We start from the raw sequence: 11,383 nt of genomic DNA, 5'->3' as shown, positions 1-11,383 counted from the left end.
CTCCTTCTCCCTTTACTCTTCCTTGTTCGTGGCTTTTTTTTTTGTATTGTTTGTGTTCGCTGGCTTGTTCGTGGCGTCTGGGGGGGGGGGGGGGGGCCCCCCCCCCCCCCCCCCCCCCGGGCCGGTCACCTCCGGTAGCGCGCGGAGACGCGGGCGAGCTCGTCGCCCCGGCCGGTCATGTACCGCTGGCGGACCCAGGAGGTGAAGGCGGCCAGTGCGGCCGGTGACGAGCCCGGCGACCACGCCTCCTCCTTCGTCAGATCGAAGTAGGTGAGGAGCTTCAGGTCCGGGTACGCGCCGGAGCGCAGGGTCGCGTTCATGTCCCTGATCCACCGCGCCTTGTCGCCGCCGTCCTCGGTCGAGGCGAACTCGGCGATCATCACCGGCCGGCGTGGTGCGACGGCGCGGGCCTTGGCGTACGCGGAGGCGAACGTCGCGTCGAAGGTCGTCCAGTGGTCGGCGGCCGGGTCCCAGGAGGGGCCGAAGCCCCAGTTGTAGCCGTCGACACCCACCCAGTCGACGTACGCGTCACCGGGGTAGGCGGCGGCCGGGTCGTTGTACGGCGCGTCCGGGGACGAGCCGTTGTTGAAGGCCCACACCCATTGGACGTTGCGCGCGCCGGCGGCCACGACGAGGTCGTGCACGTGGCGGTACGCCCGCACGTACAGGGCCGGGTCGGCGCCGTTGTTCGCGATCCCCCACGGATACCAGTTGCCGTTGAACTCGTGGCCCCAGCGGACCAGGATCGGCTTGCGCACGGCGGCGAACTCCCTGGCGCGGGCCTTGATGTAGTCGTCCCACGAGCCGTCGACGACGTCCTGCAGGTGGATCTGCGCGGGGTCGTCCGGGCCGAGGGCGGTGTCCCAGGGCTCCCACGTGTAGTGCGGCATGATGCCGTGCCGCCACAGTGCCTTCGCCTCGGCCACGGGGAACGGGCGGCCGCCGGCCCAGCTGTCGAACCACATCACGCTGGCGGGCGTGACGCCGTACAGCTTCCGCACGTCGGCGGCGATCGCGGTGGGGTCCTCTTCGCGGAACATGCCCAGGTACCGCGGCGGCGGCCCGGCCGGACCGGGGGCGGCCTCGGCGGCGGTGCCGGTCGCCGCCACGGTGGCGGTCGCGACCGCCGCGCCCAGCAGTACTCGTCTGCGCATGGTGCCTCCCGATCGGTGGTGAGCACGCTCCGGTTGTGTTCTGATAGACATTCATAGTTGGTAGCGCTTCCAGTTTCAAGACTGATCTCACACCACCCACCGAGCTGAACGCGCTGGAAGCGCTTCCGGTATCCGCCAATACCGCGCAGGACAGGAGACCGCACATGCGACGGACGAGACTGATCGCGCTGCTCCTCGCCACCCTCGGCATCACCGCCACGCTGGGCGTCCACCAAGCGGAGGCCGCCATCGGTCCCAGCTTCGTGGACAACTTCAACAGCTTCGACACCGGCCGCTGGCACAAGGCCGACGGCTACAGCAACGGCAGCATGTTCAACGCCGGCTGGCGCGCCGACCACGTCAAGTTCAACGGCGGCGTCATGAGCACCAACCTGAACACCACACCCTGCCCGGGCGGCTGCTCCGGCAAGCCGTACGCGTCCGGCGAGTACCGCAGCAACGACCTGTTCACGTACGGGCGCTTCGAGGCGCGGCTCAAGGCCGTGAAGAACCCCGGCACCGTGACGTCGTTCTTCACCTACACCGGGCCCAGCGACGGGCAGCCCTGGGACGAGATCGACGTGGAGATCCTCGGCAAGAACACCAACCAGATGCAGACCAACTACTTCACCGGCGGCGTCGGCGGCCACGAGACCGTCATCAACCTCGGATTCGACGCCTCGGCCGGCTACCACAACTACGCCTTCGAGTGGTGGAACGGCGGCACCATCAACTGGTTCGTCGACGGGCGGCTCGTCCACCAGGAGAACGGTTCGCGCGGGCCGCTGCCCACCCGCCCGCAGCGCATCATGATGAACCTGTGGCCCGGCATCGGCGTCGACGGCTGGCTGCAGCCGTTCACCTACCCGGGCAGGACGCTCACCGCCAGCTACGACTGGGTGCGATACACCAGGTACTGACGCGGGTCAGGCCGACTCCCTCACCACCATCCTGGTCGGCAGGATCAGCGACGACGGTTGCCCGCCGTCCAGCAGCTCGACCAGGATGCGCGCGGCCTCCCGGCCCAGCGACTGGACCGGCTGGTGGACGGTGGTGAGCCTCGGCTCGGTGTGCAGCGCGATCGGCATGTCGTCGAAGCCCACCACCGCCACGTCGCCGGGCACCGCCCGGCCGGCGTCGCGCAGCACCGCCAGCGCACCTGCCGCCATGTTGTCGTTGGCGACGACCACGGCGTCGAGGTCCGGCCGGGCGCTCAGCAGCGCTCGCATGGCCTCGGCGCCGCTCGCCTCCAGGAAGTCGCCGGGGGCGGTGGCGTGCGGCTCGAGGCCGGCCAGGCGCAGCGCCTCCACGTAGCCGCGCAGCCGCTCCCGGCCCACGGCGGTGTCCTCGGGTCCGGTGATCATCGCGATGCGGCGGCGGCCGCCGCGCAGCAGATGCTCGGTCGCCGCCCGCGAACCACCGGCGTTGTCGACGTCGACGTACCACGGCGGCGTCCCGTGCGGCGGCAGGCCGATGAACACCGTCGGCAGCTCCGAGCGCGTGGCGATGTCGACCAGGGGGTCGGCGCCGCGGGTCGCGACCAGCATCACGCCGTCGGCGCCCCGGGTCTGCAGGAAGTGCCGCAGCCGCCGCTGGCCGTGGTCGTTGGTGACCAGGCTCAGCATGAGGTGCAGGTCCGTCTTCTCCAGCGCGGCGGACGCGCCGACGATGACCTGCGCGAAGAACGGGTCGCCGAACACCTCGGGGCCGTCGCCGGAGACCGCCAGCACCACCACGCCCGTCTGGCGGGTGGCCAGCGCCCGCGCGCTGCGGTTGGGGGTGAACCCGAGCTCGCGGATCGCCTTCTCGACCGCGTCCCGCTTCGCGCGGCTCACGTTGGGCCCGTTGTTGATCACCCGGGAGGCGACGGTGCGGGAGACACGGGCGCGCTCGGCGACCTCGTCGAGCGTCGGCGGTCGGGACGGCCCCGTTGACGGCATGCTGGTCCCTCCGCTCACGGTCCAGCCATGGTAGGAAGCCCGCGCGAGCCCTGTAAAGCCGTCAGGCCCGAGCCGGGCCCTGCGGCCGGGGCCGGCCCAGCGCGGCGAGGACCGTGTCCGACCGGCTGTCGAGGGGTCCGTTCAGCTCCAGCACCGGCGTGTCCTCCCAGGCGTGCAACGGGTCGTCGTACACCAGCTCCAGCATCGCGGCGTTCGCACGCGAACGGAGACCGGGCAGCTCCGCGGCCGGCAACATCCGCTCCGTCTCGGCCGTGATCACCGTGATGACCAGCAGGTCCAGACCGGCGAACGCCGGCCGCAACCAGGCACCGTCCACCTCCTCGGCGGGGTCCGCTCCGGCCGCCACCAGGTATGCGAGGTAGTCCAGCGGCGTCCGGTCGAAGATCACGCCGGACGGCGACGGCGGCGAGCACAGGCTCCGCACCGAGCGGGCCAGCATCGCCCGGTAGTCCTCGGGTGAGGGCGGGAACTGGAACTCGTGGCCCTCTCCTCCAGCAGGTAGTACGGCTCGTCGGCGGCGACATGCCCGGGCAGCCGCGCGCACAGCGCCTCGACCAGCGTCGTCTTCCCGGTCCCGTGCGTCCCGGAGATCCCGACCCGCATCCGCACCCCCACCACCCCGGCCAGCGGCACCCAGGAGGCGATCATAGGCTCCCGCGCACGTGGCTCAGTGCGATTCGCGGCTCACCCGGGAGCCGGAGGAGCCCAGCAGGAAGGAACAGTCGGCGCCGGTGTCGGCGCCCAGCACCGTGTCGACGTAGAGGCGCTCCCAGCCGCGGGTGGGGCGGGCCAGGGCGGCGAGCAGCGCGGGCGCCGGCGGGCGGGCGTCCAGCTCGGCCTGGGGCACGTCGACGGTGAGCGTGCGGCCCGGGACGTCCAGGACGATCATGTCGCCGGTGCGGATGCGGGCGAGCGGGCCACCCGTGGCGGCCTCGGGGGCGACGTGCAGCACGACGGTGCCGTACGCGGTGCCGCTCATCCGGCCGTCGCAGATGCGGACCATGTCCCGGACGCCGGCGCGCAGCAGCTTCTCCGGCAGGGGCATGTTCGAGACCTCCGGCATGCCCGGGTAGCCCTTCGGGCCGCAGCCGCGCAGGACGAGGACCGTGGACTCGGAGACGTCGAGCGACGGGTCGTCGATGCGGGCGTGGAAGTCCTCGATCGAGTCGAAGACGAGCGCCGGGCCGCGGTGCCGCAGCAGGGCGGGCGAAGCGGCGGCGGGCTTGATGATCGCGCCCAGCGGGGCGAGGTTGCCGCGCAGCACGGCGATGCCCGCGTTGGCCAGCAGCGGCGCGGCACGGGGGCGGATGACCGACTCGTCGAAGACGGCGGCGCCGGCCAGCGAGTCGACCAGCGGCGCCCCCGTCACGGTCACGGCCTCCGGGGACAGCAGGTCCAGCACCGAGTGGAGCACCGCCGCGAGGCCGCCCGCACGGTACAGGTCCTCCATCAGGAACCGGCCCGCCGGCTGCAGGTCGACCAGCAGCGGTACCTCGGCGCCGATGCGGTCGAAATCGTCGAGGCTCAGCGGTACACCCAGCCGACCGGCGATCGCGAGCAGGTGCACGACGGCGTTGGTCGAGCCGCCGGTCGCGGCCAGGGTGACGATCGCGTTGTGGAACGCCTGGGCGGTCATGACGGCACCCGGCCGGCGGTCCGCGTGGACGAGCTCGACGGCGAGACGCCCCGACGCGTGGGAGCGGGCGAGGAGCCGGCTGTCGGCGGCGGGGATGCCGGCGGTGCCCGGCAGGGTCATCCCGAGCGCCTCGGCGAGCAGCCCCATCGTCGACGCGGTGCCCATCGTGTTGCAGTGCCCGCGGCTGCGGATCATCGAGGACTCCGAGTCCAGGAAGCCCTGAGCGGACAGCGTCCCCGCGCGTACCTCCTCCGACAGCCGCCACACGTCGGTGCCGCAACCGAGCGGCGTGCCCCGGAAGGTGCCGGTGAGCATCGGGCCGCCGGGCACGACCACGGCGGGCAGGTCGACGGAGGCGGCGGCCATCAGCAGCGCGGGGATCGTCTTGTCGCAGCCGCCGAGCAGGACCACCCCGTCGATCGGGTTGGCGCGCAGCATCTCCTCGATCGCCATCGCGGCCATGTTGCGCCACAGCATCGCGGTCGGGCGGACCTGCGTCTCGCCGAGCGACACGACCGGCAGGTTGTGCGGGACGCCGCCGGCCTCCCACACGCCGCGGGCGACGTGGTCGGCGACCTCGTCGAGGTGGCGGTTGCACGGGGTGAGGTCGGAGGCGGTGTTGGCGATCGCGATCTGCGGACGGCTGCCGTCGAGGGCGTCGGCGGGCAGGCCGCGGCGCATCCAGGCACGGTGGATGTAGGCGTTGCGGTCGTCGCCCGCGTACCACTCGGCGCTTCGCAGTCGTGACATGTGACCCGCTTCCCGGAAGATGGAGCCCGTGCGCGCATTCGTCATCATCGGCCCCCACCGCGCCGAGGTCCAGGACGTCCCGGAGCCGGTCGCCGGCGCCGGGCAGGTCGTCGTCGACGTGGAGCGGGCCGGCGTGTGCGGCACCGACGTCGAGTTCTTCACCGGCGAGATGTCCTACCTGCACGACGGCCAGGCCGGGTATCCGATCCGCATCGGGCACGAGTGGTGCGGCGTGGTCCGCGACGCCGGTCCCGGCGTCGACGGGAGCTGGGTCGGCAGGCGCGTCACGGGCGACACCATGCTCGGTTGCGGCGGCTGCGGCAGGTGTACGGGTGGCCGCCAGCACCTCTGCGCGGACCGGCACGAGATCGGCATCCGCCACGGGTGGCCCGGTGCCCTCGCCGAGCGGCTCCTGGTGCCGGCCCGGGCCCTGCAGGCGCTGCCCGACGAGGTGGGGCCGGCGCTCGGCGCCCTCGTCGAGCCCGGCGGCAACGCGCTGCGTGCCGTCCGCGGTGCCGCGCTCTCCCCCGGCGACCGGCTGCTCGTCGTCGGGCCCGGCACCATCGGGCTGCTCGTCGCGCAGATCGCCGCCGCGCGGGGCGCCGAGGTGCACCTGCTCGGCGTGACGGACGCGTCGGTCGCCTTCGCCCGGGGACTCGGCTGCGGCGCCGTGTGGACGGCCGGGACGCTGCCGGCGCTGCGGTGGGACGCGGTCGTCGACGCCTCGAACGCGGCGACGTCGCCGGCCGCCGCGCTCGACCTGGTGGAGCCCGGCGGCCGGGTCGTCTACATCGGGCTGTCCGGGACACCGAGCCTGCTCGACTCGCGGACCCTCGCACTGAAGGACGTGACCGCGGTCGGGGTGCTCAGCGCGTCCGGCGGCCTGGCCGGCACCGTGGAGCTCTACGCCTCCGGCGCCGTCGACCCGCGCCCCCTGGTGGCGGCGACGATCGGGCTGTCGGAGGCGGCGTCCGCGCTGTCAGGCTCCCGCCCGGCCGCGTGGGGCGCCGCCCCGAAGATCCACATCGACCCGTCGCTGCCTTAGCTGTGCAGCACCCACAGGTCGCGGAACGACGTCCAGTCGCCGTTCAGCGTCTCCTTGCACAGCGTCTCCATGAAGAACCCGGCGTTGCCCTCCGGCACGTTCCACCAGATGCCGCACAGGGGCCGATCGTCGCCGCCGGTCAGCGCGTACTCGACGTACTGGCCGGACGCGCCCGAGCCGCCGGTCTTCGGGCCGGGCCGGGTCTGGCCGGGGGCGAGGGTCGCCGACGACACGCTGAGCGTCGCGCGGAACGCCCGTGAGCCGTCCCGGTCCGCCTGCTTCTGGAACCGTACGAAGTGCAGGTCGACGGCGCCGTACCGGCACAGGACGTGCTTCGCCTCGTCGTTGCTGAGCTTCGGGCCGTCCTTGTCCGTGTCGGCGACGCAGCCGCCCATGTCGGCCAGCCACGGCGTGGCCAGCGGCAGCAGGTCGCCGTCGAACTTCGCCTCGTTGAGCTTGCGCTGCCCGGCCTGGAACGTGGACAGCGTCGGGCTCACCGACGGGCTGGGCGCGACGGTGGGGGCGGCCACCGGCTGGTCCTTGTCGAAGCCGCCGCCGAGGAAGTAGCCTCCGCCACCGGCGAGGACCGCGACGACCACCGCCACGACGATCCCCAGGACCAGGCCGCCGCGGCCGCGGGACGGCTCGAGGTCGACGGGTTCGGCGAACGGCTCGGGTCGCGCCGGCGGCCGGACGGGCGCCGGGCTCGGCGGCACCGAGGTCTGCGCCGCGGGCCATGACGACTGCTGCGGCGGCGGACCCGGCACCTGCACGTACGGCGGGGCCGACGCCTGCCCGTACGGCGGGCCGGAGACCTGCCCGTACGCCACGGCCGGTGGCTGCTGCGGGTGTCCCACGGCAGGCTGCCCGGCAATCGGCTGCGCCGGGTACTGCTGCGCCGGTGCGTGCTGCTGGGGCGGTCCGTATTGCTGGGGCGGCGGTCCGTACTGCTGGGGCGTCGCCGGCCCGTACTGCTGCGGTGCGGGCTGACCGTGTTGCTGCGGCAGTGGCGGATATTGCTGCGGCGGCGGGCCGCCGAGCGGCGCGGCTCCGGGCATGCCCGGCTGTGCGCTCATCGGCGCCACACCCGGCATCGTCGGCTGCGCGCTGACCGGTGCCACACCTGGCATCGTGGGTTGGACGCCCATCGGTGCCGCGCCGGGCATCGTGGGTTGGACGCCCATCGGTGCCGCGCCGGGCAACGTCGGCTGCGGAGGGTTCGGCGGTGGGCCCTGCTGCGGGTTGAGCGGCGCGGCGCCGGGCAGGCTCGGGCCGGGCTGCGCGGCGGGGTCGGCAGCCTGCGCTGCCGGGGGTCCGGCCGGGGTGCCGGGCGGCGGCAGCCACGCCGGTGACAGCGGCTCGGTCAGCTGCTCCCACTCCGGGTCGTGGTCGACGCCCCCCTGCATCGGCCAGGCCGCCGGCGGATGCCCGTCCCCGGCCGGGTCGCCGCCGCCGGGACGCTGACGCGCATCATCACTCACGAGCGGCAGGGTATCAATGCACACCGAACTGGGCAGGCCCACACCGGCCGCAGGTGCGCGCTACCCTGTCGCACGTGCGGCACATTCGACGGATCGGCGCTCAGGCGGTCGCCGGGCTGCTCGCCGCCTGCGCGCTCGGCGCCGTCCCCGGCCCCGCGTTCGCGGCGCCGTCGGCGTGCGGGCCGAGCTTCACCGACAAGCTGACCGAGACCCCGTGGCCGCTGACCCGGCTGCACCCGGAGCTGGCGTGGCCGATGACGAAGGGCGACGGGGTCATCGTCGCCGTCATCGACTCCGGGGTGTCCACCACCCACCCGTCGCTGAAGGACCAGGTCCTGCCGGGCAAGGACTTCGTGCAGGCCAACGGGGTCGGCGACTGCGACCAGGTCGCGCACGGCACGTTCGTCGCGGGCATCATCGCCGGGCTGCGCCTGCCCGGCGCCGGGTTCTACGGGGTGGCACCGGGCGCGAAGATCCTGCCGATCCGGGTCCTCGAGGACGACGGCAAGAACTTCGACCAGGAGCTGCCGAACACGATCGCCACCGCCATCGACTACGCCGTCGACCACGGCGCGGGTGTGATCAATCTTTCGCTGGTGACGCAGCCGACCCCGAAGCTCGCCGCCTCGGTCAGCCGGGCATTGAGCCGCAACGTCGTCGTGGTCGCCGCCGCGGGCAACGACGGCGCCGCGCAGAACGCCAACCAGCCCGCGTATCCCGCCGCGTACGACGGGGTGATCGCCGTCGCGGGCGTCGACGAGCAGGACAAGCACGTGTCGACGTCCACGTCCGGCGACTACGTCGACGTGGCCGCGCCCGGCGTGCGGATCCAGGGTCCGGCACCGCAGGGCGGCGGGTTCGGGCTGCGCTCCGGCGGCGGGACGAGCTTCGCCGCGCCGTATGTCGCCGGCACCGCCGCCCTCCTGCGCGCCTACTACCCGCAGCTGACGCCGCAGCAGATCGCGGCCCGGATCACCGGCACCGCCGACCAGCCGCCCGCCGGGCGCAACGCGCAGGTCGGGTTCGGCACCGTCAACCCGTACCGTGCGGTCGCCGCCCTCATCGACGACACCGCACCCGCCGAGGCCGCCCCGGCAGGTCTCGGCCCGGACGACGGCGGCCCGGCGGCCGAGTCGCAGCTGCCGGCGATCTGGGTCGCGTTCGCCGCCGTGCTCACCACCGGGCTCATCTGGGCGGGCCTGTTCGTGCAGCGCGCCCGCCGCCGGCTGCGCGGTGTGCCCGCGGCCGCGGCGGTGAGCACGCGACAGGACCCACGGCGGGGTTCAGGAGACCGCTTCGAGCCGACGATCGGCCCGATGAACGTCCGCCCACCGACCGTCCACCGCACCCCCTCGTCCCGCGGGCTGGCCAACGCGTCCCGCTCGATGAGCATGCCGACGTCCAGCACCGGCGGCGGCACCGGCGGCCGCTAGTCCACAGCACCGGCGCGGCCCGCAGCGGCCGGTCCTGCGACGGCCGGCGGGTGGACGCACGACCGAGTTGTCTGACGCACGCCGAACCGCCGCCTGTCCCACTCGGGCCGCCCTCACCGCTCCTGCCGCGCGACCGGCGCCCGGGGCGCGCCGCTGGCCCGAGCGGTCCGACGGCAGCGGTGGCACGGTCCACAATGGCCGGTCCTGCCACGAGCGGTGCCCGCCGACCCGGCGCGCGGCCGCCGGCCCGAACGGGTCGGCCGGGAGCAGCGACACAGTGGAGCAGCGACACGGTCCACAGAGGCCGGTCCCGCCGCGAGCGGTGCCCGGTGCGCGGCCGGCCGTCCCGAGCGGGTCGGTCAGCGCTGGTCCTGTTGCGGGGGCGGGCCCCACTGCGGCGGGCGGGGTCCCGGCGGCGCGGCCGGTGGCTGCTGCCCGGTGACCGGCCCGGTCCGGGGGTCGACCGGCGGCTGCGGTCCCGTGACAGGTCCGGTGAGATATCCCGTCGGTGACGGCTGGCCGGTGACGGGTCCGGTGTGGTGCCCGGCCGCCGGCTGCTGGCCCGTGAACGTCCCCGTCTGGTAGCCGGCCTGCTGATGCCCTGCGGGCGGGTGGCCGGGCGGCGGGGGATATCCGGGTGGACCGTACGCGCCTGAGCCCCCGGGCGGACCGGTGGCGCCGGGGGCGCCGGGCGGGCGGTAGCCGGGGAGGGCCGCGGTGCGTTCGCGGCGGCGGTTCATGGCGCGGATCGGCAGGACGATGGCGAGGACGAGGACGGTGAGCACGACGAGGCCGACGCCGAGGACGATGGCCGCGCGGATCGCCGGGCTGCCGAAGTCGCCGTCGCCGGTGCCGCCCGTGGTGCCGGGGTCGGCGGACGCGGTGCCCGCCGCGACGGGGCCGAGCGGGTCGGCGGTGACGGCCGGCACGTCGGCGGTGAGCGCGGCCAGGGGGTCGATGAGCCCGTTGCCGAAGCGGTCGTCACGGCCCGCGGGGCCCTTGTCGACGGCGGTCTTGAAGAGGCGGTTGACGACGTTGGCCGCGTCGAGCTTCGGGTACTTCGACCAGATCAGGGCGAGGGTCCCGGAGACGAACGCGGCGGCGTCGCTGGTGCCGGTGCCGGTGCCGAAGCCCGACGCGACGAGCTTCTTGGGTTTGGCGCTGATGATGTCCTGGGCGGGTGCGGCGATGTCCATCGTGTCGTCCTGCAGCGAGCCGCTCCACAGGTTGCCGTCGCGGTCGGTGCCGTTGACGGTGATGACGCCGGGGTAGCTGCCGGGGTGCGGGACGTGCTGGTCGCCCTGCGTGGTGTTGCCGCCGGCGGCGACGACGATGACGCCCTTCGACCGGGCGTAGGCGACCGCGTCGATCTCCGACTGGATCGGGTCGCCCTTGCCGCCGAGCGACAGGTTGATGATCTTCGCGCCGTTGTCGGCCGCGTAGCGGATCGGGCCGGCGAGCGAGCCGGAGAATGGTGCGGGCAGGGCGATCGGCAGGATCTTCGCCTTGGGGGCGACGCCGAGCATCTGCATGTTGTTGGCGCCGCCGCGGGCCGCGATGATCGACGCGATGCCGGTGCCGTGCCCGTTGGGGTCGTCCCAGCCCTTCGCGCTGGTGCTGCCGAGCATGCCGGTGCCGGCGAGGACGGCGCCGCTCAGGTCGGGGTGGGTGGCGTCGACGCCGGTGTCGATGACCGCGACGGTGACGCCCTCGCCCTGCGCGACCTTCTGCGCCTGGGTCAGCTTCAGCGCGGCGATCCACCACTGCCGCTCACGGACCGAGTCGGCGTGCGCGGCCCGCGGCGCGACCAGCCCGGCCGCGACGCCGCCGGACAGGCCGAGCAGGACCCCGGCGACGACCGCCGCCGTCATCCGCCGCACGACCCGCCCCCGCCGCGCCCGCACCGCCGCCGGAGAATGCGCC

The 11,383-nt window shown here is 74.0% G+C and carries 8 protein-coding genes and 1 pseudogene; 3 read left to right on the top strand and 6 right to left on the bottom strand.

Going from position 1 to position 11,383, the window contains the following annotated elements:
* Positions 1-125: 125 nt before the first annotated feature.
* Positions 126-1,154 carry a glycoside hydrolase family 26 protein gene (locus ACZ6TV_RS26110; protein ID WP_465299886.1) on the bottom strand — a complete coding sequence of 343 codons (1,029 nt, stop codon included), beginning with the start codon at positions 1,152-1,154 and terminating at the stop codon, positions 126-128.
* Positions 1,155-1,318: 164 nt separating this feature from the next.
* On the opposite strand from ACZ6TV_RS26110, the gene bglS reads away from it, so the two are divergent.
* The gene (gene bglS, locus ACZ6TV_RS26105) at positions 1,319-2,074 is read left to right on the top strand and encodes a beta-glucanase (RefSeq protein ID WP_465299885.1); all 756 of its coding nucleotides are present in this window, start codon (positions 1,319-1,321) and stop codon (positions 2,072-2,074) included.
* Between the two features lie 6 nt (positions 2,075-2,080).
* Here the strand turns inward: bglS and ACZ6TV_RS26100 are convergent, their stop codons facing one another.
* The 3 genes and pseudogenes from ACZ6TV_RS26100 to ACZ6TV_RS26090 form a co-directional block, all read right to left on the bottom strand.
* Positions 2,081-3,094, bottom strand: coding sequence for a LacI family DNA-binding transcriptional regulator (locus tag ACZ6TV_RS26100; RefSeq protein WP_465299884.1), 1,014 nt, complete (start codon positions 3,092-3,094; stop codon positions 2,081-2,083).
* Between the two features lie 61 nt (positions 3,095-3,155).
* Positions 3,156-3,718: pseudogene (locus ACZ6TV_RS26095) on the bottom strand (ATP/GTP-binding protein).
* A 64-nt stretch (positions 3,719-3,782) separates the two neighbouring features.
* A complete protein-coding gene (locus tag ACZ6TV_RS26090) occupies positions 3,783-5,501 on the bottom strand; it encodes a dihydroxy-acid dehydratase (protein WP_465299883.1) in 1,719 nt (572 codons plus the stop codon).
* 28 nt (positions 5,502-5,529) lie between these two features.
* On the opposite strand from ACZ6TV_RS26090, the gene ACZ6TV_RS26085 reads away from it, so the two are divergent.
* Positions 5,530-6,546: a zinc-dependent alcohol dehydrogenase gene (locus ACZ6TV_RS26085; protein ID WP_465299882.1), complete on the top strand. Its 1,017-nt coding sequence runs from the start codon at positions 5,530-5,532 to the stop codon at positions 6,544-6,546.
* Here ACZ6TV_RS26085 and ACZ6TV_RS26080 read toward each other — a convergent pair.
* Complete coding sequence (locus ACZ6TV_RS26080; protein WP_465299881.1) at positions 6,543-8,027, bottom strand: hypothetical protein; 1,485 nt, start codon at positions 8,025-8,027, stop codon at positions 6,543-6,545. The two genes, ACZ6TV_RS26085 and ACZ6TV_RS26080, sit on opposite strands and share 4 nt — an antisense overlap.
* A 74-nt stretch (positions 8,028-8,101) precedes the next feature.
* Between ACZ6TV_RS26080 and mycP the strand changes: the two genes are divergently transcribed.
* Entirely contained in the window at positions 8,102-9,460 is a 1,359-nt protein-coding gene (gene mycP / locus ACZ6TV_RS26075) for a type VII secretion-associated serine protease mycosin (RefSeq protein ID WP_465299880.1), read from the top strand.
* A gap of 359 nt (positions 9,461-9,819) precedes the next feature.
* Here mycP and ACZ6TV_RS26070 read toward each other — a convergent pair whose 3' ends face one another.
* The gene (locus tag ACZ6TV_RS26070; protein WP_465299879.1) at positions 9,820-11,331 is read right to left on the bottom strand and encodes a S8 family serine peptidase; all 1,512 of its coding nucleotides are present in this window, start codon (positions 11,329-11,331) and stop codon (positions 9,820-9,822) included.
* Between the last annotated feature and the right edge of the window lie 52 nt (positions 11,332-11,383).

The sequence above is a fragment of the Dactylosporangium sp. NPDC051087 genome (assembly GCF_055586325.1).
Note: the sequence above shows the minus strand (reverse complement) of the source record. Positions and strands in the feature narration are given on the sequence as shown.